This window comes from Streptomyces sp. NRRL F-6676 (assembly GCF_000725625.1).
Lineage (GTDB): Bacteria > Actinomycetota > Actinomycetes > Streptomycetales > Streptomycetaceae > Streptomyces.
Window position 1 is genome coordinate 311,914 of sequence record NZ_JOHS01000008.1, and the last position, 23,166, is coordinate 335,079.

Below are 23,166 nucleotides of genomic sequence, written 5' to 3' on the forward strand. Positions count from 1 at the left end.
AGGAAGTGGAGGACTCCATGGGCATCATCGCGTGGATCCTGATCGGTCTCATCGCCGGCGCCATCGCCAAGCTGCTGCTGCCGGGCAAGGACCCGGGCGGCATCATCATCACCATGCTGATCGGCATCGCCGGCGGTCTGCTGGGCGGCTGGCTCGGCAAGGTCATCTTCGGCGTCGACTCGATCGACGGCTTCTTCGAACTGTCGACGTGGATCGCCGCCATCGTCGGCTCGCTGATCCTGCTCGTGCTCTACCGCCTCGTCACCGGTGACCGCCGCTCGCACCGGCACGCCTGATCCGTCGGTGCCGCACCGGCCGAACGGGCCGGCCGCGCACCGCCGGCCTTGTCGACAAGGGGCCCCGCGTCAACGCCGCATGGTGACATGCGCGTTGCCGACGGGGCCCCTTGTAGGTGAGGGCGCGGGTGCGGGCGCTCGCGGAGTCGCGGGCGAACGGCTTCCTCGCCCGCCTCACCCCGCCCCGCCACGGCGGACGGCATCGTCTGCACGGAGGGGGCGCGCCGCGTGCGTCCGAAACCGCATCCTCCGGCGCACTCCGGACACCTCGCCCCCGGGCGGCCGGACGGCGCTTCTTAAGCGCGGCTTAAACGCCGGTTAAGCCCTCCTCGTCGGCCCTACCGTCCTCGCAAAGCCCCAGGTCAGAGCGGTTTGCGCTCCTCGCGGGGGAGTTGGCCCGCGCGGCCGTCCTGCGTAGCATCGGGAACCCGCCGACGGCTTCCGGCCGTGCTGAGAGCGCTCTCACCCCATGGGCGCGCCACACCGGACCGGACCCCGCGGCACCCGACTCCCCACAAGACAAGGTGTGTTCAGCCATGGCTGCTCATCGCGCACGCCGATGGTCGCTCGGAGGACTGCTCGTCCTGACCGCGGCCGCCCTCGTGACCACGCTCGTCATCATGACGACGACCTCCGGTGCCAACAGGGCCGACGCCGCCCCCGCCGCGGTCTCCTGGTCCGACGACTTCGACGGCGCGGCCGGCAAGGCCCCCGACTCCTCCAAGTGGACGCTCGAGACCGGCGGTTCGGGCAACGGCAACCACGAGTTGCAGTACTACACGAACAGCACGAGCAACGCGTCCCTGGACGGCGACGGCCACCTGGTCATCACCGCCCGCAAGAACAGCGACTCCGGATTGCAGTGCTGGTACGGCACCTGTCAGTACACCTCGGCCCGGCTGAACACCGCCAAGACGTTCACGCAGGCGTACGGCCACTTCGAGGCCCGCATCAAGATCCCGCGCGGCCAGGGCATGTGGCCGGCCTTCTGGATGCTCGGTGACGACCTCGGCAGCGCGGGCTGGCCGGGCAGTGGCGAGATCGACATCATGGAGAACATCGGCAAGGAGCCGGGCACGGTCCACGGCACCATCCACGGCCCCGGCTACTCCGGCGCGGGCGGCATCGGCGCCGGCTACACCCTCCCCGACGGCAAGGCCTTCGCCGACGACTTCCACACCTTCGCCGTCGACTGGAAGCCGGACAGCATCGCCTGGTCGGTGGACGGCAAGGTCTACGAGACCCGCACCCCGGCCGACGTCAACGGCAACAAGTGGGTCTACGACCACCCGTTCTTCATGATCCTCAACCTCGCCGTCGGCGGTGACTGGCCCGGCAGCCCGGACGGCAACACCTCGCTCCCGCAGACCATGGTGATCGACTACGTCCACGTCAGCGCCTCCGACAGCGGCAGCACCACGGGCGGCGGCAGCGGCGGCGGGACCGGCACGAAGACCGGCGCCATCAAGGGAATCGGCGGTATGTGCGTCGACGTGGCCGGCGGCTCCAGCGCCGACAGCACCCCCATCCAGCTGCACAACTGCACCGGCGTCGACGCCCAGAAGTGGACCCTCGGCAGCGACGGCACCGTCCGCGCCCTGGGCAAGTGCCTGGACGTCCGCGGCGGCGGCACCGCCGACGGCACCCCCGTGCAGCTCTACACCTGCAACGGCACCAAGGCCCAGCAGTGGACGTACACCTCCGCCAAGGACCTCACCAACGTGGGCGCGAACAAGTGCCTGGACGCCACCGGCAACTCCTCCGCCGACGGCACCCGGCTACAGATCTGGACCTGCGCCGGCACCGCCAACCAGAAGTGGACGGTGGCCTGACCGGGCCGGTGGCCTGACCGGGCCGATCGCCCGACCGGCCGGAAGGCCCGGGCACCCACCCGCACCCACGCCCACACCCACCCCTCCGCTCACACCCCCACGCACGTCCCCACCCCCACCCGCACCGAGGAGCACCGCACATGAGCCCCCGCCACCAGCGCAACCTCACCCGCCGCAAGATCCTTTTCGGTATCGGCGGCGCCGCCGTCGGCATCCCGGCGATCGCCGCCGTCGCCCCGTACGCCCTGGCCGGGCCGGCCGACGAGAAGGCGAGGACCACCGCGGCCGGCGCGCTGCCGCTGACGATCGTCAACAGCACCGGCGAGTACTCCAACGTCTCCGTGCACGTGTACATCGTCGGCAACCAGGACGGGAAGCAGGTCCGTGTCACCCCGGACGGCACGCTCGCCCCGATCGCGCTCTCCGACAACGGCGCCGACGGCTTCACCGACTACGCCATCACCCTGGCGAGCAGCGGCGAGACCAAGCTGTCCCTGCCGTACATGTCCGGCCGCATCTACGTCGCGCTCGGTGAGAAGCTGAAGTTCAAGGCCGTCGCCGACGGCAACGGCAACCCGGCCCTGCAATACCCGGCCGGCTGGGTCACCTCCGACCCCAACTACAAGGTGCTGCACGACTGCGCGGAGTTCACGTACAACGCCTCCGGCATGTTCTGCAACACCACCATGGTCGACATGTTCAGCGTGCCGATGAGCATCCGGCTCACCGGCGCCAAGGACCAGACGACCGGCACCGTGCGCAGCGGCGGGCGGGCCGCCGCGTTCGCCGCCGTCAAGCAGGTGGCCGAGTTCTCCAAGCTGGTCGTGGACGACACCCGGATCATCGCTCCGGGCCACGGCCTGGACGCGGGGCTGTTCGCCAAGGACTACTTCGCGCCCTACATCGACCAGGCGTGGAGCCTGTACACCGGCAAGGACCTGAAGGTCACCACCAACGCGGGCACGTTCACCGGCCGGGTCCGCGGCGACCAGCTCACCTTCAGCGGGCCCGCCCCGGTCTCCTTCGCCAAGCCGTCCACGCGTGACGTGCTGTTCTGCGACGGCGCCCTGGCCGCCCCCAACGACGGCACCACCGGCCCCGTGGCCGCCGTCCTCGGTGCCGCGTTCAACCGCTCCACGCTGGTCAGCACGGCCGCCCAGCCGACGACGAGCGCCGCCGACTTCTACCAGGGCGACCTGACCAACCACTACTCCAAGGCGATCCACGCGGCCACGGAGGACGGCAAGGCGTACGGCTTCGCCTTCGACGACGTCGCCGACTTCGCCTCGTACATCCAGGACACGGCGCCCACCGGGATCCGGCTGACCCTGACCGGTCTGTAGGAGCAGCTCCCCGGGGACAGCCGGCACGTGAGGGGCCCGAGGTGCGTCGGGCCCCTCACGCGCGCGTACGCACCAGCACCAGGGCCACGTCGTCGTCCGGTTCGGGGCGCAGCGCACCGAGCAGCATGTCCCCGATCCGCTCCAGGGGCAGCCGGCAGCCCCGCAGCAGCCGGGTCAGGGCCGTCAGACCCGCGTCGATCGGCTCGCCCCGGTTCTCCACCAGCCCGTCGGTGTAGAGGGCGAGCAGGGCCCCCGGCGCCAGTTCGACCTCCACGGTGCCGAAGCCGACCCCGCCGACGCCGCCGACCCCGAGCGGCACCCCGGGCGGCACGTCCACGAGTTCGGCCTCCCCGTCGGGCAGCAGCAGCACCGGCGGCAGATGGCCGGCGCTGGACAGCACGCACCGGCCCCGGCGCAGATCGCACACCGCGTACAGACAGGTGGCGATGGTGTCGCCGAGCGAGCCCATGATGTCGTCGAGGTGGCCGAGGAGTTCGGCGGGCGGCAGATCCAGGCGGGCCAGCGCCCGGGTGGCCGTGCTCAACTGCCCCATGATCGCCGCCGCCTGCACGCCCTTGCCCATCACGTCGCCGACGACGAGCGCGGTCCGCCCCGGGCCGAGCGGCAGGACGTCGTACCAGTCGCCGCCGACCTCGCTGAGGGCCGGCAGATAGCGGGCCGCGATGTCGAGTCCCTCGTGCCGGGCGGGCGCGGTCGGCAGCAGGCTGCGCTGGAGCGTGAGCGCGGCGGTGCGCTCCCGCCCGTACAGCCGCGCGTTGTCGATGCACATGGCGGCGCGGGCGGCGAGTTCGCAGGCGAGGACCTGGTCGCCGTCGTCGAACGGCCGCTCGTTGCGGGTGCGCAGCAGGCTCAGCGTGCCCAGCACCTCGCCGCGGGCCCGCAGCGGCACCGCCAGATAGCTGTGCACCCCGGCCTCGCGCAGGGCCTGGGCGGCGTGCGCGTCCCGGGCGATGCGCCGCATCACCGCCGCGTCGACGTGCTCGACCCGGCACGGCTCCGCCTCGCGCACGCACTCGGTGATCAGCCGCGAGGGACTGTAGACGGCCAGCTGCCCGACCGGGTCGGCGGCCCGGATCGCGTCGGTGGCGTACCCGGAGGCGACGGCCAGCGCCCGGAACTCGACATGCGTGTCCGCCATGACGGGCGCGACGATCCCGTGCGCGACCACCGACTCCAGGACGTCCACGGCGGCCAGGTCCGCCAGATGCGGCACCGTCACATCGGCCAGCTCCCGGGCCGTCTGCCACAGATCGAGCGTGCTGCCGATCCGCGCCCCCGCGTCCGCGATCACCGCGAGCTGCTCCCGCGCCCGCACCACCTCGGAGGCCGCCTGCTGCCGCTCGGTCACGTCGATGATCGCCATGGCGATCCCCAGCACCCGGCCGCGCGCGTCCGCGATGCGGTGGTACGACTCCGAGAACGCGCGCTCGCCGGTGCCGGCCGCCGTGAACCCGATCGTCTGCTGGTCGAGCAGCGGCTCGCCCGTCTCCAGCACGCGCCGCATCCGGGCCTCGATGGTCCGCGCGTCGAGCCCCGGCAGCACGTCGGCGACCCTGCGGCCCACCACCGCCGCCTCGGACAGTCCGTTGAGCCGTTCGAGCGCCGGGTTGCACCCCACCCACCGCAGCCGGGTGTCGAACACCGCGATCCCGACCGGGGTCTGGTTGACGAGGATGTGGGAGAGCGCCAGGTCCCGCTCCACGCCCCGCACGGTACGGGCGTCGGTGGCCAGGCCCAGCATGTGGACCTGGCCCCGGCTGTCGTCCAGCCGCATGGTGCGGAACTCCACCGGATGCTCGGTGCCGTCCTTGTGGCACAGCGGGAACACGCCCGCCCAGCGGTCGCCGGAGCGGACCTGCGCGAACAGCGCACGGCCCCGGTCGCGCTGCGCGGCCGACACCAGGAAGTGGTCGGCGCGCTGCCCCAGGGCCTCCTCCGCCGTGTACCCGAGCAGGCGTTCGGCCTCCGGGCTCCACAGCACGATGTGCCCCTCGGCGTCCAGCACGACCGCCGCGACCCGCAGCAGATCGAGCAGCGCGCCCGGCGCCGCGGGCATCTCGTCGCCGGCCGAGTCCGGATACACACGCATCTCCGCCGCTCCTTCCGGCGCGGCAAGGGCACCGCCAAGATCTCCCGTGCGGGTCATCCGATTACGTCACAGGACGGCCGCCGGGGCAACACCGGGGAGCGAAGCCCGGCGGGTCGGGAGGCAGGAACCGGTGTCCGGGCGGGTAGGGATATCAGTGCGCCCTGACCGAGGCGCCCGCCGTCCCCACGGCAGCAGCCCCCCACACACACGAAGGAAACCCGCCCGTGGCACTCGCACATCCAGAGGTCCCCGCAGCCCGCCGTCCCGGACGGATCTGGACGGTCCGGGTCACCGGCCACAGCGACCGGTCCGCCTCCGTCGTATGCAGCGCCGCCTGCCGGATGCCGCCCCGCTCCCGCGACGTCACCGCCCTGCGCCGCTTCGCCGAGGCCCACGCCGCCGCCCACGCCAAGGCGGCGACGGTACGCGGCGACGCGTCCTGCCAGTGCCGGGTCCAGCAGTGCTCCGCCCACCAGGGCACGAAGGTCCTGTGCGGCGGCACGGTCCTGCTGGTACTGCGCCACAACCCCGCGGTCGGCCGTGTCTGGACGCTGGCCGAGGTCTGCGAACGCTGCGCCCCCCTGATGACCCACGCGAGGGTGGTCGGCCGCGCGGCCACGCGGGGCGCCAGGACAGGGCCGGCACCCAGCGGCTTCGCCGCGCCGGGAACACCGCGCACGACGTAAGCGCGGCCTCCCCGCTCGGCCTCGCCGACGTTACCCCCACCCGTACCCGGACACCCGGAGGGCCGACGACACCGGCCCTCCGGGAGACACCGTGCCAGACAGCCCCCTCACCGACCGCACCGTCGTGGTCACCGGCGCCGCCCGCGGCATCGGCGCCGAACTCGCCCGCGAGCTCGCCCACCGCGGCGCCCGCCTCGCCCTCCTCGGCCACGAGCGCGCCGCACTGGAGCGGCTGGCCGCCGAACTCCCCACCCCCGCCCTGGCCCGCGAGACGGACGTCACCGACACCGCGGCCCTGGTCACCGCCGCGGAGGAGATCCGCCGCAGCCTCGGCCCACCCTCCGCCGTCGTCGCCAACGCCGCCGTCGCCGAGGCCGGCGCCTTCCTCGACACCGACCCCGCCCACTGGCGCCGCATCATCGACGTCAACCTCACCGGCAGCGCCAACACCGCCCACGCCTTCCTCCCCGACCTGCTGCGCACCGCCGGCTACCACCTCCAGATCGGCTCGCTCGCCTCGATCGGCGCGGCCCCCATGATGAGCGCCTACTGCGCCTCGAAGGCCGGCGCCGAGGCCCTCGCCCACTCCCTGGGTGCGGAACTGGCCCGCCACGGCGTGGCGGTGGGCATCGCCTACCTCGGCTGGACCGACACCGACATGATCCGCGACGGCGAGCACTACGCCGCCCTGCACGAGCTGCGCACCCACATGCCCCCGCCGGCCCACCGGATCACCCCGGCCCGGACGGTCGCCGTCCGGCTGGCCGACGCCGTCGAGCGCCGGCGCACCGCCGTGTACGTACCGGGCTGGCTGCGCGCGGTGCAGCTGGTGCGCGCGGCGGTGCCCCCGGTCGTGCTCCGCGCCACACGCCGGCAACTGCCCCGGACGGCCGCCCGCCAGGACCTGCGCCCGACGGGCCTGCTCGGCGGTGGCGGCCGCGCCGACCGCACCGCCGCCGAGTGAGGCCCGACCGCGCACGGTTCAACGACGGCCGCGCGGGAACCCGGCGTCCGACCACCGTGTGCCACCGGCACACCCGAGCCTCGCGGAGGTGTCCGTGGCCGTACGCCACCGGCTGATCAAGACCGCACCGGAGCACGTCTGGACCGTGCTGGCCGACGGCGCCCGGTACGCCGAATGGGTCGTCGGGACGTCGTCCTCCACACCCGTGCGTGGCGACTGGCCCGAGCTGGACTCCGCGCTCAGGTACGAGGTCCGCCTCGGCCCGCTGACGTTCACCAACGAGACGGTGGTTCGGCGGTGCGTCGAGGGCAGCGTCCTGGAACTGGAGGCGCACGCCGGACCGCTCGGCACCGCCCGCATCGCCATCGAGCTGCGCTCCTGGGGCGAGTACACCCTGGTGATCGTCGACGAACACCCCCTCCAGGGCGCCGGCCGTGCCGTGCACAACATGGCCGTCGAGACGGTCATCCAGCTGCGCCACCGCCCGATGCTGGCCAGGCTCGCGAAGGTCTGCGAGCAGACGGGCGACGAGATCGACGGGGCCCGCGCCGAGAGGACGACGGCCTCATGAGCCGCACGGGGAACGGCCGGGCGACGCGGCGGACGAGGAGGCGGTCATGCCGGACGCCGTGGTGATCGGCGCGGGCCCCAACGGCCTGGTCGCCGCCAATCTGCTCGCCGACGCCGGCTGGAGCGTGGAGGTCCTGGAGGAGCAGGACGAACCCGGCGGTGCCGTCCGGCACGACCGGAACGTGCACCCCGACTTCGTCAACGACCTGTTCAGCTCCTTCTACCCGCTGGCCGCCGCCTCGCCGGTCATCGCCGGCCTGGAACTGGAGCGTCACGGGCTGCGCTGGGCGCACGCGCCCCGCGTACTGGCCCACCCGCGCAGCGACGGCAGGTGCGCCGTGCTGGGCCGCAACGTCGACGACACCGCCGCCTCCCTGGACACCTTCGCCGACGGCGACGGGGACGCCTGGCGCGAGCTGACCTCCGTGTGGGAACGCGTCCGACCCGATCTGCTGGACGCCCTGTTCACCCCGTTCCCGCCGGTCCGCGCGGGCGCCAGGCTGGCGCTGCGGCTGCGCGGGGCGGGCGGACTGCGGCTGGCCCGCTCCCTGGTGCTGCCGGTGCGCCGGCTGGGGGAGGAGGAGTTCCGCGGCGAGGGCGGCGGACTGCTGCTGGCGGGCAACGCCCTGCACGCCGACCTCGCCCCCGAGTCCGCGGGCAGCGGCGGCTTCGGCTGGCTGATGACGATGCTCGGCCAGACGTACGGCTTCCCCGTGCCCGCCGGTGGTTCGGGCGCCCTCACCGACGCGCTGGTGCGCAGGCTGCGGCAGCACGGCGGCACCCTGCGGTGCGGAGAGCGCGTCGAACGGATCGTCGTCCGCGGCGGCCGGGCGGTCGCGGTGCGTACGGCCGGCGGCGAGACGGTGGGGGCCCACCGTGCCGTACTGGCCGATGTGGCGGCCCCCGCCCTCTACGGCGGACTGGTGGAGCCCGAGCACCTTCCCGCGCAGCTCATGGACGATCTGCGGCGGTTCCAGTGGGACTTCGCCACCTTCAAGGTCGACTGGGCGCTGGACGGACCCGTGCCGTGGGCGCAGGAGGCGGCGTCCCTGGCGGGCACCGTGCATCTCGCGGACGGCATCGACGAGCTGACCCGGTTCGCCGCCCAGATCGCCAGGAAGCTGATCCCCGACCGGCCGTTCTGCGTGTTCGGCCAGATGACCACCAGCGATCCGCCGCGCTCCCCCCGGGGCACCGAGTCCGCCTGGGCCTACACCCATGTGCCGCACCTGGTCACGGGCGACGCCGGGGACGAGGGGTTGACGGGCGCCTGGGACGCCAGGGAACAGCAGCTCATGGCCGACCGCGTCGAACGGCGCGTGGAGCGCTTCGCCCCCGGTTTCCGGTCACTGATCCGCGCCCGGCGGATCCTGGCGCCGCCGACCCTTCAGTCGATGGACGCCAACCTCCAGGACGGCGCCATCAACGGCGGCACCACCGCCATGCACCAGCAGCTCGTCTTCCGCCCCATCCCCGGCACGGGCCGCGCGGAGACCCCGGTCGGGCGGCTCTATCTGGCCTCCGCGAGCGCCCACCCGGGCGGCGGGGTGCACGGCGCCCCCGGCGCGAACGCCGCCCGCGCCGCGCTGCGCCAGTACGCGCCCACGCCGCTGACCCGTCTCGAACGCGTCCTGACCCGGCGCAACCGCAAGGGGAGGGTCGAGCGCGCGGACTGAACCGCGCGCGGGGCGCGCGAGGCGCACCCGGGGTGTGAAACAGGTGACAGGAGCTTCCTTGCGCACCTCTTGCCCCGGACCGGTGCGACAAGGTCACAATGATCCCGGCGAACGGGGCCGGCCCACCATCCGCATCGGGGCCGGCCCTGTCCGTCCTGCGCGGCGGGGCCGCGCCGTCACGGCAGGCAGCGCAGGACGACGGCGGCGACCAGGGCGAGGGCCGCGAACGAGACCGCCGCGGCGACGCACCGCACCCGCAGCTGCCGGTAGCGCTCCTCGTACTCTTGACGGATGGCCGTGATCCGCCGGGCGATGCGCTGAAGATCGCCCCGGGCCCGGGCCAGGCAGTCGCCGGTGTACCGGTGCTCGATCTCGGTCCGCTGCGCCGTCGTCAGCCACTCCAGGGGCGCGGCGAAGACACGGGCGCGGTCCTCGGCCTCGGCCACCCGCGCCTGCCACAGCAGATACCCCTCCACCTGGTCGACGAGGCCGGGCCCGTCGTCGTGCGCCGGGCCCGGCCTCGTCTCCCCCTCCGTGTTCCGTTCAGACACGGGGGCGGCCGGTCTCGGGTTCGATCTCCTGCACCGCGATGTCCCGGTGGTGCAGATCGAAGGCCGGGGACTCGGAACGGATCAGCGGCAGGCACTCGAAGTTGTGCCGCGGCGGCGGACAGGAGGTCGCCCACTCCAGCGAACGGCCGTACCCCCACGGGTCGGGCACGCCCACCGGCTTGCCGTAGTGGGCCGTGCGCCAGACGTTGTAGAGGAACGGCAGCATCGACAGACCGAGCAGGAACGAGCCGATGGTGGAGATGGTGTTGAGCCAGGTGAAGCCGTCCGCCGCGAGATAGTCGGCGTACCGGCGCGGCATGCCCTCCACACCGAGCCAGTGCTGGATCAGGAACGTGGTGTGGAAGCCCACGAAGAGCATCCAGAACGACATCTTGCCCAGCCGCTCGTCCAGCATCTTGCCGGTGAACTTCGGCCACCAGAAGTGGAATCCGGCGAACATCGCGAAGACGACGGTGCCGAAGACGACGTAGTGGAAGTGCGCGACGACGAAGTAGGAGTCCGACACCTCGAAGTCCAGCGGGGGAGAGGCGAGCAGGACGCCGGTCAGGCCGCCGAAGAGGAAGGTGACGAGGAAGCCCGTCACCCACAGCATCGGTGTCTCGAAGGTGAGCGAGCCCTTCCACATCGTGCCGATCCAGTTGAAGAACTTCACCCCGGTCGGCACCGCGATCAGGAAGCTCATGAACGAGAAGAACGGCAGCAGCACCCCGCCGGTGACGAACATGTGGTGCGCCCAGACGCTGACGGACAGCCCGGTGATGGAGATGGTCGCGCCGACCAGGCCCATGTAGCCGAAGATCGGCTTGCGGGCGAAGACCGGGATCACCTCCGTCACGATGCCGAAGAACGGCAGCGCGATGATGTACACCTCCGGATGCCCGAAGAACCAGAACAGGTGCTGCCACAGCAGTGGTCCGCCGTTGGCGGCCTCGAAGACGTGTGCCCCGAACTTGCGGTCGACCTCCAGGGTGAGCAGCGCGGCGGCCAGCACCGGGAAGGCGAACAGCACCAGCACGCTGGTCAGCAGGATGTTCCAGGTGAAGATCGGCATCCGGAACATCGTCATGCCGGGGGCGCGCATGCAGATGATCGTGGTGATGAAGTTGACCGCGCCGAGGATGGTGCCGAAGCCGGACAGCCCCAGGCCCATGATCCACATGTCGTGGCCGACGCCCGGCGAGTGCACCATGTCGGTCAGCGGGCTGTAGGCGAACCAGCCGAACGAAGCGGCGCCGTCCGGGGTCAGGAAGCCGCCGACCGCGATGAGCGAACCGAACAGATAGAACCAGTAGGCCAGCATGTTCAGCCGGGGGAACGCCACGTCGGGCGCGCCGATCTGAAGCGGCATGATCCAGTTGGTGAAGCCGGCGAAGAGCGGGGTCGCGAACATCAGCAGCATCACGGTGCCGTGCATCGTGAACGCCTGGTTGTACTGCTCGTTGGACAGGAGTTGCAGCCCGGGGCGGGCCAGTTCGATGCGGAGGAAGAGGGCCATCACCCCGCCGAGCAGGAAGAACGCGAACGACGTGATCAGGTAGAGGGAGCCGATGGTCTTGTGGTCGGTCGTCGTCAGCCACTTCACCACCACCGCGCCGGCACGCGGGCGGGGAGGGGATGCGGACTCGCCCGGGACAGACGTGACCTGCCCGGCTTGCTCGGTGTGTGTCATCGGCGGCTTGCTCTCGTGGGACGCCAGGGAGACCTGCGCGGGCGCCGGGGCGAAGCCCCGGGCACCACAAGTCGCATCCTCTCCGTGCGTCCGGGGGCGCCGGGCCGTTCATTGCCCCCAATGGGCGCCCCGCCGCCGCTAATCCACCCGAAAGGCCCAACGGACGGGGCCGGGGACCTCCTAGGACTCGTCCGTCGCCCGCGACAGCCGCAGCGCCAGGTCCTGGAGCAGCGACGCCGTCGTGACGTCCGTCCGGCCCGCGTCATGGACCTCCGCCAGTTCGGAGAACAGAAAGGCGAACGCCCCCACCAGCGAGATGGCCGCCGGCAGATACGCGTCCGCGACCGCCTGCCCGGCCTCCGTGGGCCCCGCGTCCGCGGGCACCTCCACCGTCGGGAAGACCTCCGTCACCAGCGAGCCGAGCTGGCTCTCCGCCGGGTCCAGCTCCGCGTCCTGGTCCTGGGCGATCCGGCGCGTCAGCGCGTTCGTCTCGGTCAGCACGCCGATGGCCCGCAGGATGATCTCCGTCTGCTTCATGGGGAGAGCGTAGGGGCAGGGCGCCGCACGGGGGACGGGGCCCCTCGTACCCTGGAGGCGATGGAGTCGACATGTCGACCCTGCCCTTCCGCTGTCCGCCCTGCCCTTCCGCTGTCCACCCGGTTCCGGAGCCCGACGATGAGCACCCCCGCACCCCGGCCGTCCGCCGGAGAGGCCGACGCCCTGTTCGGCCTCGACGAACTGCCGGCGCCTTGGGCGTCCCCCTCGGCTCCGGCGGGCGCCGCCCCGTTCCGGGACTCGCCCGAGGCCCGCCGCATGCTCGCCGTCCGGGAGATCCACGCCGAGCCCGCCGCGGCCGCCTCCCCGCGCGGCCGGCAGATCCTGGCCCGCTTCCCCGACGCCCGGGTGACCGAGGTCGACTCGCACTGGCGCATCCCGGACCTGCACGGCAACGCGGGCAACGTCGAACGGTGGGTGCGCCTCAAGCGCGAGACGCTCGTCCTCGGCGTACGGAAGAAGCTGGTGACGCGGCCCAACGGCCGCTCGGCCGACTGGATCGCCCCCGGCCCGTCCAACGGCTGCGCCATGGCCTGCGCCTACTGCTACGTGCCGCGCCGCAAGGGATACGCCAACCCCATCACCGTCTTCACCGACATCGAGCGGACCGTCGCCCATCTCGGCCGCCACGTCGCCGCGCGGGGCCGCAAGACGGAACCGAACCAGTGCGACCCCGAGGCGTGGGTCTACGACATCGGGGAGAACGGCGACTGCGCGGTCGACGCCCTCGTCTGCGACAACACCGCCGACCTCGTCGCCGCCTTCCGCCGCTGGCCCACCGCCAAGGCCTCCTTCGCCACCAAGTTCGTCAACCCCGACCTGCTGGCGCTGGACCCGCGCGGACGGACCCGGATCCGCTTCTCGGTGATGCCGGCGGAGGACTCCCGGGTGCTCGACGTACGCACCAGCCCCGTCGCCCGGCGGATCGCCGCCGCCGGGGACTTCCTCGACGCCGGGTACGAGGTCCACTTCAACCTCTCGCCGGTGGTGATCCGCCCCGGCTGGCGGCAGGCCTGGGCGGAGCTCCTCGAGCACATGGACGACGTCCTCCCGGCCCGGGTCAAGGAACAGGCCCGCGCCGAGGTGATCATGCTCACGCACAACGCGCCCCTGCACGAGGTCAACCTCGGCTGGCACCCGCGCGCCGAGGAACTCCTCTGGACGCCCGCCGTCCAGCAGCCCAAGCGGTCACAGAACGGCGACACCAACGTGCGGTACCGCAACGACGTGAAGCGCGACGCGGTGGACACCCTTCGCTCGCTCGTCGCCCGGCACGCGCCCTGGCTGGACGTCCGCTACGCGTTCTGAGCGCTTTTCGGGAACGGGCCGGGAGCGTGTCGGGTCCGGCCGGCGACTGAGTTCGCGGGGGCGGTTCCCGGGCAGGGGGGAGGCGAGAGGGAGGGGATCGTGGTGGACCTCGACGCGTTCATCGGCCGACTGGACCCCGAGATGTACGTGGTGACCGCCGTCGCCGCCGGGGAGCGGGCGGGCTGCCTGGTGGGGTTCGCCTCCCAGACCTCGATCGAACCGGTGCGGTTCATGGTCTGGCTGTCGAAGCGGAACCGCACCTGCCAGGTGGCCCGGTCGGCCGACCGGCTCGCCGTCCACCTGCTCGGCCGCGGCCAGCGCGCGCTCGCCGAGCTGTTCGGGGGCGAGACCGGGGACGACACGGACAAGTTCGCCCGCACCGGCTGGGACCCCGGCCCGGACGGCACCGTCGTCCTGCGGGAGCCGGTCGCGTGGTGCGTCGGCGCCGTCGAGCGGCGCGTCGACGGGGGAGACCACGTCGGTCATCTGCTGACCCCGCTGTGGGGTGGCGGGCGGCCGGCGGGGGAGGGGGAACGGGTGTTCCGGCTGTCGGACGCGGCGGGTATCACGCCCGGGCATCGGGCGGACTGATCCGCTCGGCCGCCGCCCGCCCGGTCTCGTGCCCGTTCTCCCGTTCGGTCCCGCGTCCGGCGGACCGCCCGGTCTCCTGCCCGGGGAGCCGCCCGGTGCGCCGCGCCGCCCTCAGCGGCGCGCTCACCGAGCGCAGGGCGAGGAGCAGGACGCCGATGTCGTCCAGGTAGACCGGGTCCGGCAGCACGTCGGTCGGCAGGACCAGATAGAGCACGGCGCCCCAGAAGACCCAGCGCGGCCCGGTCGGCAGCCCCGCCCGCCGCAGATCGCGGCGCGTGCGCACCAGTCGCAGCAGCAGCGCGACGGCGACACCGAGAACGGCCGCGCAGACGAGCGCGACCACGACGATCAGCGTCCAGGTGCTGGAATCCATGCGCCCTTCCCGGGGTCCGTCTCCTGCGGAGGATCTCCGCGGCCCGTCCGTACGGCCCGCTCTCCTCGCGCCTTCCCCGCCGGGCGCCGGTTATCGCTCGCGGAGGGGCCACAAGGGTCAGCCGGCGTCCGGCGGCAGATGGATGTCCAGCACGCAGACGTCGTCGCGCAGTTCGCCCTCCAGCATGGCGTCGAGCAGCGGCCGCAGCGGGCCGGGGCCCTCCGGATGCAGGGGCGCGGCGGCCCTGGCGAGCCGGTCGAAGCCCACGTCCAGCCCCTCCCCGGGCCGTTCGACCAGACCGTCGGTGTAGAACAGCAGATGGTCACCGGGCTCCAGACGGAACTCCGCCTCGGCGAACGACGGATCGTGCTGCGCCCCGAGCAGCACCCCGGCCGGCCGGTCCAGATAACCGGCCGCGCCCTGACGCAGCAGCAGCGGCGGCGGATGGCCCGCCTGCGCCCAGACCAGCCGGCGCCGCCCGGGCTCGTAGCGGGCCAGCACCAGCGTCGCCGTCGTCTTGGCGTCGCGCGTGTGCAGCAGCAGCGCGTTGAGCCGGACCAGCGCGCCCGTCAGCGTCGAACCCGTGATGATCATGCCCTTGGCGGTGAACCTCAGCTGGGCCATGGTGGCGACCGCGTCTATGCCGTGTCCGGCCACGTCACCGACCACGAACAGGGCGGAACCGTCGGGCAGTTCGATGGCGCTGAACCAGTCGCCGCCGACATGGATGCCGGACTGCGCCGGCCGGTACGCCACGTCGACCCGCAGCCCGGCCAGGGACAGCGGCCGGCGCGGCAGCGGCAGCAGCGTGTGCTGCAGCCGGTCGGCGAGCGTGCGCTCCGCCAGCAGCGCGCCGTGCTGGGTCAGCATCGCGCGTTCGCTCTCCACCAGGGCGAGTTCGGCGCTGCGCTGCGCGGTGTGGTCCTGGAGGAAGCCGTGCACCTCCAGCGGGGTGCCGTCGGCGTCCGTCACCGGCTCGGCGACGAGCCGCAGGTGCCGCACGCCCCGGACCGTGTGGACACGGAACGGGATGTCGAGCGGCCGGCCCTTCGCCAGCAGCTCGCCCACCGCATGCCGCAGAACGGGCGCGTCGTCGGGCGCGACATGCTCCGGGAGGTCGGTGAGCGCGAGCGTGCCGCGGGCCGGTTCGCGGGCGAGGATGGCGAAGACCTGCGGGGACCAGGTGGCCCGGCCGCCGACCAGGTCCCAGTCCGCCCACCCCAGGTTGCCCAGCCGCTGCAACTCCGCCAGCCGCTGCTCCTCGCGGTCCGAGGAGTCGTGCCGGACCCAGGTCACCACCAGCGCGTCGCCGGAGCGGACGGCCCGTACGGAGTACGTCGAGTTCTCCGGGACGCCCGCCACGACCTCCTGGTACACGAAGGGCTCGCCCTCGTACGGCTCCCCGGTGGCGAGCGCCCGGTGGTACCCCTCCCACAGCGGCTCGCCGACGATGGTGGGGTAGCACTCCAGGACCCGCAGCCCGACCAGCTCCCGCCCCCGCCGTCCGGCGACGTCGACCGCGCGCGGGGCCGCGGCGGCGATGCGGAAGTCCTCCACCTGGCCCGCGGCCGAGCGCAGCGGGACGAGGAGGACGGCCGGACCGGGCAGCGCGTCGAACACCTGCTGGACGGTGTCCCGCAGCGGGTCGGCGGCCGCCCGGTCGGACGCCGAGAGGAAGCCGCGCAGCCGGTCGGCGCAGAGCAGCGCCGTCGCCCGCAGCAGCGCCTTGGCGGCCGGGGTGAACGCCGACGGCGTGGCCCGCAGTATCCCCAGGGAGGCGGTGGTCCCGCCCTCGGTGAGCACCGGCAGCCAGGCGCGGGTCGGCCAGCGCTCCGGTGCGCCGATCAGCGACCAGCTCTTCTCGTCGCGCCCGGGGGCGTCCAGCCAGTAGGGCCGCCGGGTGCGTATCGCCTCCAGGGCCGCGATGCCGCTGAGCGGCGGCACGTGCCGCCACTGGGCGGCGACGGTCTCGGTGACGCCGGCGTGGGCGGCCAGCCGCAGCCCGCCCGCGGGCAGCCCGGCGTAGATCAGCACGCCGTCCGCCGCGACGGCGTCGGCGAGGTGCTCCCGCAGACGGTGGGCCAGCTCCTCGGGGCCGGACACGCCGACGAGGGCCTTGGCGATGCCCGCGAGAACGGCGGCCCCGGCCGAGTCGACGTCACCGGCGGCGTCTGATTCGGCGGTGGGCACGGTCTCGGGGGTGGCCGCGGCCCCGGCGGCCCCGGTTCCGGCGGCGCTCGCGGCGTGTACGGCCGGGACGTGCGCGGCCGGTTCCGTGACCGGGCAGGGCGCGGTCCTCGCCCGCTCCGGCCCGCACCCCGCCGTACCGCCGAGTGTGATCCAGCACTCCTCGACGAGCGTGCGGCCCGCGGCCTCGGCGCGGCGGAGCAGTTCCTCGTGGGCGGCGTCCGCGGAGCGGCCGGTGAGGGCCATCACCGCACCCTTGGCCCGTTCGAGGACGGCCGCCAGCGTCGTCGCGCTCCGCAGCCGGTCCAGTTCGGCCCGCTGTACGGCCACCACCTTGGCCAACGCGACCACATCGGGTTCGGCGCTCGACTCCTCGGGGAGCGCGGACTCGCTCGTCACGCGACGAGCATGTCACACCCCGGGCGTTCCGATCACGGCCCTGCGCTCCGGATTTCCTCCGCCGCGCGAGCCGTCCCCGGAGCGGTGCCCCGAGGCACCGCGGGCGGGAGGGCGGCGAGGGCTCAGCGAGGGCCGCCGGAGGCGTCGGCCAGGGCCTGGCTGACCGCGCGGACGCTGCGGGCGATGTGCTGAAGTTGCAGTACCTCGGCCGCGTACAGCTTGATCGTGTGTTCGATCACGGATTCCGGCAGACCCAGCGCCGGCAGCTCCGCCCGGGCCGTCTGCAACGCGGTGCGGGCCACCCGGATCTCGTGCCGGACCTGGATCTGCGCATGGCGGGCGAGGAGCACCGGGTGCCTCAGCAGCACCGGATAGCTGCCGTAGCGGGCCGGGACCAGCTCGCGCAGCCACTTGACCGCCGAGCGCTCCCAGTCGTAGCTGCCCGGGGTCTTCACCTGGCACGGCCAGTCGGTGCTGAGCGGCGAGTAGGTCATCAGGGCCATGGGGAGGAGTATTTATATATACCGCTGGTTATGCAAGAACATGAAAAAATTCACACCCGTTTATCAGTCTTCAGGACTCATCAGTCCTTCAAGAAGAACTGGTGCTCCTCCGCGACCTGCTCGTACTCCTCCAGACGGGCCTGGGTCCGCTCGGGATCCGCGTCCGTCATGGCTTGCAGCAGTGCCGCCGCCACCATCCCGGGTGCGGCGTAGGTGTCGAACACGAGCCGCGAACCGGTGCCGGTGGCGAAGACGGCGTCGGCCGCCTCCGCCAGCGGCCCGAGCGCCAGATCGGTCACGAGCGCCACCCGCAGCCCCGCCCCACGCGCCACCCGCAGCGCGGCGAGCGTCTCCTGGGCGTGCCGGGGCAGCGAGAAGGCCAGCAGCCAGTCGCCGCCGGCCTCCCGCGATTGCAGCAGGGCGTCGTACGCGACACTGCCGCCCCGGGTCACCAGCCGGACGTCGGGATGGATCCGCCGGGCGGCGTAGGCGAAGTACTCCGCGAGCGAGACCGAGATCCGCAGGCCGAGCACGGTCAGCGGGGCCGACCGCGACAGGGCCCGGCCGACCTCGATCACCCGCCCCGGGTCCGCGAGGTCGCGGCGCAGGTTCTCCAGGTTCTCGATCTCGGCGTCCACCGCCGCCTGGAGTTCGTTGCCGTGCTGTTCGGCGGGCGCGCTCGGGGCGCCGCTGCCGAGGGAGCCGAGCGCGAGGGACTGCAACCGCTCGCGCAGTGCCGGGTAGCCGCTGAAGCCGACCGCGCCCGCGAACCGGGTCACCGAGGGCTGGCTCACCCCGACCCGCTCGGCGAGATCGGTGATCGACAGGAACGCCGCCTCCGTGAGGTGCTCGATCAGATACTGCGCGATCCGCCGGTGCGCCGGTGACAGCCCCGGTCCCTCGAAGAGTTCCCGCAGCCGTGAGGTCGGGGAGGCGTCCCCGGCCGGTGCCGTCCTGCCGGCAGTGATCGCGGATGCCTGAGCGCGAGCCTGCTGCGGCGATGGCACCGGTGCGCCTCCTTCACGTCCCACGGGTTCCCGTCCCACGGGGCCTCAACATAGCCCACCGGTGGTTCTGACCAGGGCGCTTGCGCCCACATGCCGGACAGGGCGGGGGAGCGGCCGACGGCGCGCGCGAGGCGTCGAACGCCGTCATCAGGGAACCCGCCGCACGGAGACAGGAAAACGCACGCACGCATACGACGACTGCGAGGAGCTGTACGCCATGACGGTCCCCGAGGAGAACCGGCCGAAGACCGACACCACCGACGAGGTGCTGGAGCGGCGGCGCCAGGAGAACCAGCAGGAGGCGACCGAGGGACGCACCATGCGCGAGGCCCTGGAGGACGCCGACGTGCGTCCCGAGGACTACGAGGGCGAGCGGTAGGGCGGGGTGCGAGCGGTGAGCGCAGAACCGCGGGCCGGGCTGACCGGCTGGGAGAGGGCCCTGGAACGGTTCCAGCGGACGCTGCTGGGGCACGTCTTCCCCAGGGAACCCGTCGAACTGCTCGACGCACTGCGCCGCGAGTGCGACAGCAACGTGGTCCGGTGCAGCGAGAACCGGATCCTGGCGCCCAACGCCTACGACATCGAACTGGACCCCGAGGTCCACGAGGAACTCGCCGGGGCCGACGGCAAGGTGGGCATGCTGCTCACCGACCGGCTGGCGCGGCACGGCGAACGCAACGGCTACGAATGGGCGGGGCCGCTCGCCGTGCACATCACGCGCGCCGAAAGCGTCCCCAACGGCCGCTACCGGGTGGCCGGCCGTGTCATGCCGCATGTCCGCGCCGACGGGTTCGCCCCCGTCACCGAGTAGCGGCCCGCCCCACGGGTACCCGCCCCCGCCCCAGCAGCCCCCCCCAGCACAGAGGGAGACGAACGACCGTGAACGCGCCCGCCCAGTCCGCCCCGCACGTCCAGGTGGTCCTCAGCGACTGCTCGGCCACGGACGCCGGACATCTGTTCACCGAGCTGTGCCGGCACTTCGACTCCGACCGCGGCGCCGACTCCGCACCGCACGACACGGAGGGTGCCCGCCCCACCATGTGGACCGGCACCTTCGACACCTCGGCCCCCGCCGCCGCCCCCGATGCCCCCCACGCACCCCCGCTCTCGGGCTCGGTGAGGGCCGAACTCCAGGGCGAGCCCAAAGCGGTGACCCGCCTGCGGGAAGTCCTGGAGGAAACCTTCAGCGTCCACGAACTGGGCTCGGCATCGGGCGACCAGGAGATAGAGCTGGAACTACGCCTGGACAACGCCGCTTCTTGAGGGGCGCGAGGCTGTGTCGATGTGCGGCTCCGCCGCGTGGGCGCGATCTTTCAGGGGAGTCCGGGGGCGCAGCCCCCGGGGACGGTAAGGGCAGGGGCGGCGGGGGCGAAAGCCAACGCCGGAGAAGGACGGCGGGGGCACCCGCGCCACCCGGGGTGTCGGAACCCCGACCCGGGGCATCCGACACCCCGGGAGGTCGAGATGAACGTCAGCACGCTCACCCGCCAGGGCGGACCCCGAGCCGGCCGCGAGGCCACCGGCACGGTCACGGAAGGCGCGGCACGCGCCGGCCTGGCCGCCCGCGGGGTGATCTATCTGCTCGTCGGCACACTGGCCCTGCAGATCGCCTTCGGCGAAGGCCACCGCCAGGCGGACCGGGGCGGAGCCCTCGCCGAGATAGCGGACAAACCGTTCGGCGCGGTCGTCCTGTGGGCCCTGGCCGCCGGCCTGGCGGGCATGGCCCTGTGGCGCCTCTCCGAGGCGGTCCTCGGCGCGGCCGGCCCCGACGGCCACAAGCCGCGCAAACGCCTCACCTCCGCCGCCCGCTTCGTCTTCTACGGCTTCGTCGCCTCCTCGGTCCTGCTCTTCGCCGCCGGGTCGCACGGCGGCGGTGGCTCCAGCGACAAGCAGTCCAAGGACATGACGGCCAAGGTGCTCCAGCTCCCCGGGGGCCAGTGGATCGTGGGCCTGGCGGGAGCCGGCATCGCGGTCGCCGGGGTCTGGATCGGGGCGCGCGCGGTGCTGCGCAAGTACCACGACAAGCTCAAGCTGGGGCAGATGTCCCGGCGGGCGCGGCAGGCGGTGGACGTCACCGGTGTGGGCGGCGGCGCGGCCCGCGGGCTGGTCTTCGCGGCCGCCGGTGTCTTCGCCGTACGGGCCGCCGTCGCGTACGAGCCGGACAAGGCCAAGGGTCTCGACGACACCCTGCGCTCCTTCGCCCACACCCCGGCCGGACCCTGGCTGCTGGTGTGCGTGGCGGTGGGGTTCGTGCTCTTCGGCCTCTTCTCGTTCGCCATGGCCCGCTGGCGCAAGGTGTGAGCCGAGCGGGGGAGGGGCCACGGATGCCGCCCGCCCGGGGCTGATGCGAGACTGACCCCATGGACGAGCGTGAATTTCGCAGGTCGGGTCAGCACGCGTCGGTCGTCGGGCTGGGTACGTGGCAGCTCGGCGCCGACTGGGGCGACGTCGACGACAAGGACGCCCACGAGGTGCTGGAGGCCGCCGCCGAGTCGGGCGTGACCTTCTTCGACACGGCCGACGTGTACGGCGACGGGCGCAGCGAGCAGACGATCGCCGCGTTCCTGCTGGGGCGGCCCGATCTGCATGTGCTGGTGGCCACCAAGATGGGCCGCCGCGTGGACCAGATCCCCGAGAACTACGTGCTCGACAACTTCCGCGCCTGGAACGACCGTTCCCGCCGCAACCTCGGCGTCGACTGCGTCGACCTGGTGCAGCTGCACTGCCCGCCGACGCCCGTCTACTCCTCGGACGAGGTGTTCGACGCGCTGGACACCCTCGTGGACGAGGGCCGGATCGCCGCGTACGGGGTGAGCGTCGAGACGTGCGAGGAGGCGCTGGCGGCGATCGCCCGGCCCAACGTGGCGAGTGTGCAGATCATCCTCAACCCGTTCCGCATGAAGCCGCTGCGGCAGGTGCTGCCCGCGGCCCGGGAGGCCGGCGTCGGCATCATCGCCCGCGTTCCGCTCGCCTCCGGACTGCTGTCGGGCCGGTACACGAAGGACACGGTCTTCGGCGAGAACGACCACCGGACGTTCAACCGGCACGGCGAGGCGTTCGACCAGGGCGAGACGTTCTCCGGCGTCGACTTCGCCACGGGCGTGGAGGCGGCGGCGGAGTTCGCGGCGCTGGCTCCCGAGGGGTTCACGCCCGCGCAGACGGCGCTGGCGTGGATCATCCAGCAGCCCGGCGTGACGACGGTCATCCCCGGTGCGCGCTCGGCGGACCAGGCCCGCGCGAACGCGGCCGTCGGCCACCTCCCGAAGCTGTCCGAGGACACGCTCCGGGCCATCGGCGAACTGTACGACCGGCGCATCAAGGACCAGGTCGAGGCCCGCTGGTAGAGCTCGGGGGCTTCTGTCGTACGGCGGCTGCGGGTGGTTCGTGGTCGCTCGCGCAGTTCCCCGCGCCCCTGAAGAGGGGCGCGGGGCTGTGTCAATCTGCGGCTCCGCCGCGTGGGCGCATCTTTCGGGGGTCCGGGGGCTTGCCCCCGGGGACGGGCAGGGTAGGGGCGGCGGGGGCGAGGAGAACGCCGTCAGGCCGTCAGCGCGGTGCGGCGGGTCGTGGTCACCGCGACCGCCGGAACCCTCGGCGGAGCCGGCATCGTCGGTACCACCGGTGCCGCGTACCGCCGCGGGCGCTCCACCGCCCGTACCGGGTACACCGTGCGCGACCGGTCCGCCACCGGCTCGCCCAGCGCTATCCGCCCCGCCGCGAGCAACGCCTCGCACTCCTCCGTCGGCAGCGCCACCTGGCACCCGCCCCGCCCCCCGGCATCCGTGACGGCACGCCAATACCCGTACCGCCGCCGCCCGTCCGCGTGCACGGTGAGCATGACGGGGGCGCGCTGCGTCGCGATCAGACGCAGGACGTCGGCGTCGCGAAGGCTGATCGGCGGGCGTGGACCGGGGACGACTCGGAGCATGATCACCATTCTGGCGGACGGCACTGACAACGGGGCCGCAAAGCTTCCCAGGGAAGGGTGTACCGCTCCGCCTACCCTGCGCTCCACCTTTGACGCACGAATGTTCGTCACACCTCTGTGACAACGCTTCTGACGCCCCGTCAGCTGTTGCCGATCACCTCGGCGAGGAAGTCGTCGACGCTCACCGTCTCGGAGCCGGGCTCCACCACCTCGTACGTCTCCTCCAGGAACGAGGCCACCGCCGGCGCCCAGGCCAGGATCACCGCGTGGTGCCGGCCCCCGTCGGGGTGGGCGTCGCCGAAGAGTTCCAGCCGCAACTCGTGCCACACGCCCGTGGACTGCGGCCGCAGCCGCACGTCGCCCTCGCCGACCGGCCCGAGCAGCCCCTCGGCCAGCATCTGCCGGTCGAGTCTCCACTGGGCGAGCAGCCGGCCCTCGTGGCTGAACGACGCGGTCACGGCGAACGGGTCCGAGGCGTCGTATTCCAGATGGGTCAGCACCGGGAACCGGCCGGACATGCCCGACATGAGTTCCATGACCAGGGTCTTGTGCACCGACGAGATCATGAAGCGCTCCAGCGACGAAGGGCGGTAGAGCGTC

Annotated in this window: 24 protein-coding genes; 14 read left to right on the plus strand and 10 right to left on the minus strand. The window is 72.9% G+C overall.

Annotated elements, in window-relative coordinates; translation table 11 throughout:
• The first annotated feature begins 17 nt into the window (after positions 1-17).
• From IO29_RS08150 to IO29_RS08160, 3 genes are all read left to right on the plus strand, one after another.
• The gene (locus IO29_RS08150; protein WP_030378055.1) at positions 18-296 is read left to right on the plus strand and encodes a GlsB/YeaQ/YmgE family stress response membrane protein; all 279 of its coding nucleotides are present in this window, start codon (positions 18-20) and stop codon (positions 294-296) included.
• Positions 297-832: 536 nt separating this feature from the next.
• Complete coding sequence (locus IO29_RS08155) at positions 833-2,128, plus strand: glycoside hydrolase family 16 protein (RefSeq protein ID WP_030378056.1); 1,296 nt, start codon at positions 833-835, stop codon at positions 2,126-2,128.
• A 140-nt stretch (positions 2,129-2,268) separates the two neighbouring features.
• Positions 2,269-3,471, plus strand: a complete 1,203-nt coding sequence (locus IO29_RS08160) for a glycoside hydrolase family 64 protein (protein ID WP_030378057.1) — start codon at positions 2,269-2,271, stop codon at positions 3,469-3,471.
• 55 nt (positions 3,472-3,526) lie between these two features.
• Here the strand turns inward: IO29_RS08160 and IO29_RS08165 are convergent, their stop codons facing one another.
• Entirely contained in the window at positions 3,527-5,581 is a 2,055-nt protein-coding gene (locus IO29_RS08165) for a SpoIIE family protein phosphatase (protein WP_030378058.1), read from the minus strand.
• Between the two features lie 224 nt (positions 5,582-5,805).
• On the opposite strand from IO29_RS08165, the gene IO29_RS38835 reads away from it, so the two are divergent.
• The 4 genes from IO29_RS38835 to IO29_RS08185 all read left to right on the plus strand — a co-directional run bounded on the left by IO29_RS38835 (position 5,806) and on the right by IO29_RS08185 (position 9,477).
• Entirely contained in the window at positions 5,806-6,267 is a 462-nt protein-coding gene (locus IO29_RS38835) for a hypothetical protein (protein WP_199806841.1), read from the plus strand.
• Between the two features lie 91 nt (positions 6,268-6,358).
• Entirely contained in the window at positions 6,359-7,231 is an 873-nt protein-coding gene (locus tag IO29_RS08175; RefSeq protein WP_030378060.1) for an SDR family oxidoreductase, read from the plus strand.
• Positions 7,232-7,325: 94 nt separating this feature from the next.
• Positions 7,326-7,802 (plus strand): SRPBCC family protein, encoded by a 477-nt coding sequence (locus IO29_RS08180; protein WP_030378061.1) that lies wholly within the window; start codon positions 7,326-7,328, stop codon positions 7,800-7,802.
• Positions 7,803-7,848: 46 nt separating this feature from the next.
• On the plus strand, positions 7,849-9,477 hold the full coding sequence (locus IO29_RS08185; protein ID WP_030378062.1) for a phytoene desaturase family protein: 1,629 nt from the start codon (positions 7,849-7,851) through the stop codon (positions 9,475-9,477).
• Between the two features lie 176 nt (positions 9,478-9,653).
• Here the strand turns inward: IO29_RS08185 and IO29_RS08190 are convergent, their stop codons facing one another.
• The 3 genes from IO29_RS08190 to IO29_RS08200 form a co-directional block, all read right to left on the minus strand.
• Entirely contained in the window at positions 9,654-10,028 is a 375-nt protein-coding gene (locus IO29_RS08190; protein WP_030378063.1) for a hypothetical protein, read from the minus strand.
• Positions 10,021-11,718, minus strand: coding sequence for an aa3-type cytochrome oxidase subunit I (ctaD, locus tag IO29_RS08195; RefSeq protein WP_078618103.1), 1,698 nt, complete (start codon positions 11,716-11,718; stop codon positions 10,021-10,023). The genes IO29_RS08190 and ctaD overlap by 8 nt, the downstream gene beginning before the upstream one ends.
• A 180-nt stretch (positions 11,719-11,898) precedes the next feature.
• Positions 11,899-12,255 carry a hypothetical protein gene (locus IO29_RS08200; protein ID WP_030378065.1) on the minus strand — a complete coding sequence of 119 codons (357 nt, stop codon included), beginning with the start codon at positions 12,253-12,255 and terminating at the stop codon, positions 11,899-11,901.
• A 138-nt stretch (positions 12,256-12,393) separates the two neighbouring features.
• Between IO29_RS08200 and IO29_RS08205 the strand changes: the two genes are divergently transcribed.
• Both IO29_RS08205 and IO29_RS08210 read left to right on the plus strand, forming a co-directional pair.
• Positions 12,394-13,581 (plus strand): spore photoproduct lyase family protein, encoded by a 1,188-nt coding sequence (locus tag IO29_RS08205; protein WP_030378066.1) that lies wholly within the window; start codon positions 12,394-12,396, stop codon positions 13,579-13,581.
• A gap of 99 nt (positions 13,582-13,680) precedes the next feature.
• Positions 13,681-14,172, plus strand: coding sequence for a flavin reductase family protein (locus IO29_RS08210; RefSeq protein WP_030378067.1), 492 nt, complete (start codon positions 13,681-13,683; stop codon positions 14,170-14,172).
• Here IO29_RS08210 and IO29_RS08215 read toward each other — a convergent pair.
• From IO29_RS08215 to IO29_RS08230, 4 genes are all read right to left on the minus strand, one after another.
• Positions 14,147-14,545 carry a YkvA family protein gene (locus tag IO29_RS08215; protein ID WP_106969819.1) on the minus strand — a complete coding sequence of 133 codons (399 nt, stop codon included), beginning with the start codon at positions 14,543-14,545 and terminating at the stop codon, positions 14,147-14,149. The genes IO29_RS08210 and IO29_RS08215 overlap by 26 nt on opposite strands.
• Before the next feature lie 117 nt (positions 14,546-14,662).
• Entirely contained in the window at positions 14,663-17,131 is a 2,469-nt protein-coding gene (locus IO29_RS08220; protein ID WP_051707640.1) for a SpoIIE family protein phosphatase, read from the minus strand.
• A gap of 122 nt (positions 17,132-17,253) precedes the next feature.
• Entirely contained in the window at positions 17,254-17,634 is a 381-nt protein-coding gene (locus tag IO29_RS08225; protein ID WP_030378070.1) for a hypothetical protein, read from the minus strand.
• Positions 17,635-17,714: 80 nt separating this feature from the next.
• The gene (locus IO29_RS08230) at positions 17,715-18,641 is read right to left on the minus strand and encodes a MurR/RpiR family transcriptional regulator (RefSeq protein ID WP_030378071.1); all 927 of its coding nucleotides are present in this window, start codon (positions 18,639-18,641) and stop codon (positions 17,715-17,717) included.
• A 217-nt stretch (positions 18,642-18,858) separates the two neighbouring features.
• On the opposite strand from IO29_RS08230, the gene IO29_RS38840 reads away from it, so the two are divergent.
• The 5 genes from IO29_RS38840 (at position 18,859) to IO29_RS08250 (ending at position 21,985) form a co-directional block, all read left to right on the plus strand.
• A complete protein-coding gene (locus IO29_RS38840; RefSeq protein ID WP_199806842.1) occupies positions 18,859-19,020 on the plus strand; it encodes a hypothetical protein in 162 nt (53 codons plus the stop codon).
• A 15-nt stretch (positions 19,021-19,035) separates the two neighbouring features.
• Entirely contained in the window at positions 19,036-19,452 is a 417-nt protein-coding gene (locus IO29_RS08235; RefSeq protein WP_051707639.1) for a DUF3662 domain-containing protein, read from the plus strand.
• Positions 19,453-19,520: 68 nt separating this feature from the next.
• Positions 19,521-19,904: a hypothetical protein gene (locus IO29_RS08240; protein WP_030378073.1), complete on the plus strand. Its 384-nt coding sequence runs from the start codon at positions 19,521-19,523 to the stop codon at positions 19,902-19,904.
• 201 nt (positions 19,905-20,105) lie between these two features.
• Positions 20,106-20,942, plus strand: a complete 837-nt coding sequence (locus tag IO29_RS08245) for a DUF1206 domain-containing protein (protein WP_030378074.1) — start codon at positions 20,106-20,108, stop codon at positions 20,940-20,942.
• Between the two features lie 59 nt (positions 20,943-21,001).
• The gene (locus tag IO29_RS08250; RefSeq protein ID WP_030378075.1) at positions 21,002-21,985 is read left to right on the plus strand and encodes an aldo/keto reductase; all 984 of its coding nucleotides are present in this window, start codon (positions 21,002-21,004) and stop codon (positions 21,983-21,985) included.
• Positions 21,986-22,176: 191 nt separating this feature from the next.
• Here the strand turns inward: IO29_RS08250 and IO29_RS08255 are convergent, their stop codons facing one another.
• Together IO29_RS08255 and IO29_RS08260 are read right to left on the minus strand one after the other, a co-directional pair.
• The gene (locus IO29_RS08255) at positions 22,177-22,566 is read right to left on the minus strand and encodes a hypothetical protein (protein ID WP_234307413.1); all 390 of its coding nucleotides are present in this window, start codon (positions 22,564-22,566) and stop codon (positions 22,177-22,179) included.
• Positions 22,567-22,706: 140 nt separating this feature from the next.
• A complete protein-coding gene (locus IO29_RS08260; RefSeq protein WP_030378077.1) occupies positions 22,707-23,132 on the minus strand; it encodes an SsgA family sporulation/cell division regulator in 426 nt (141 codons plus the stop codon).
• Between the last annotated feature and the right edge of the window lie 34 nt (positions 23,133-23,166).

Coding starts and splice junctions, on each gene's coding strand:
- IO29_RS08205 (WP_030378066.1), top strand. CDS start 12,394: ATGAGCACCCCCGCACCCCGGCCGTCCGCCGGAGAGGCCGACGCCCTG.
- IO29_RS38840 (WP_199806842.1), top strand. CDS start 18,859: ATGACGGTCCCCGAGGAGAACCGGCCGAAGACCGACACCACCGACGAG.
- IO29_RS08155 (WP_030378056.1), top strand. CDS start 833: ATGGCTGCTCATCGCGCACGCCGATGGTCGCTCGGAGGACTGCTCGTC.
- IO29_RS08160 (WP_030378057.1), top strand. CDS start 2,269: ATGAGCCCCCGCCACCAGCGCAACCTCACCCGCCGCAAGATCCTTTTC.
- IO29_RS08150 (WP_030378055.1), top strand. CDS start 18: ATGGGCATCATCGCGTGGATCCTGATCGGTCTCATCGCCGGCGCCATC.
- IO29_RS08215 (WP_106969819.1), bottom strand. CDS start 14,545: ATGGATTCCAGCACCTGGACGCTGATCGTCGTGGTCGCGCTCGTCTGC.
- IO29_RS08225 (WP_030378070.1), bottom strand. CDS start 17,634: ATGGCCCTGATGACCTACTCGCCGCTCAGCACCGACTGGCCGTGCCAG.
- IO29_RS08200 (WP_030378065.1), bottom strand. CDS start 12,255: ATGAAGCAGACGGAGATCATCCTGCGGGCCATCGGCGTGCTGACCGAG.
- IO29_RS08245 (WP_030378074.1), top strand. CDS start 20,106: ATGAACGTCAGCACGCTCACCCGCCAGGGCGGACCCCGAGCCGGCCGC.
- IO29_RS08250 (WP_030378075.1), top strand. CDS start 21,002: ATGGACGAGCGTGAATTTCGCAGGTCGGGTCAGCACGCGTCGGTCGTC.
- ctaD (WP_078618103.1), bottom strand. CDS start 11,718: ATGACACACACCGAGCAAGCCGGGCAGGTCACGTCTGTCCCGGGCGAG.
- IO29_RS08165 (WP_030378058.1), bottom strand. CDS start 5,581: ATGCGTGTGTATCCGGACTCGGCCGGCGACGAGATGCCCGCGGCGCCG.
- IO29_RS08260 (WP_030378077.1), bottom strand. CDS start 23,132: ATGATCTCGTCGGTGCACAAGACCCTGGTCATGGAACTCATGTCGGGC.
- IO29_RS08255 (WP_234307413.1), bottom strand. CDS start 22,566: ATGCTCCGAGTCGTCCCCGGTCCACGCCCGCCGATCAGCCTTCGCGAC.
- IO29_RS08185 (WP_030378062.1), top strand. CDS start 7,849: ATGCCGGACGCCGTGGTGATCGGCGCGGGCCCCAACGGCCTGGTCGCC.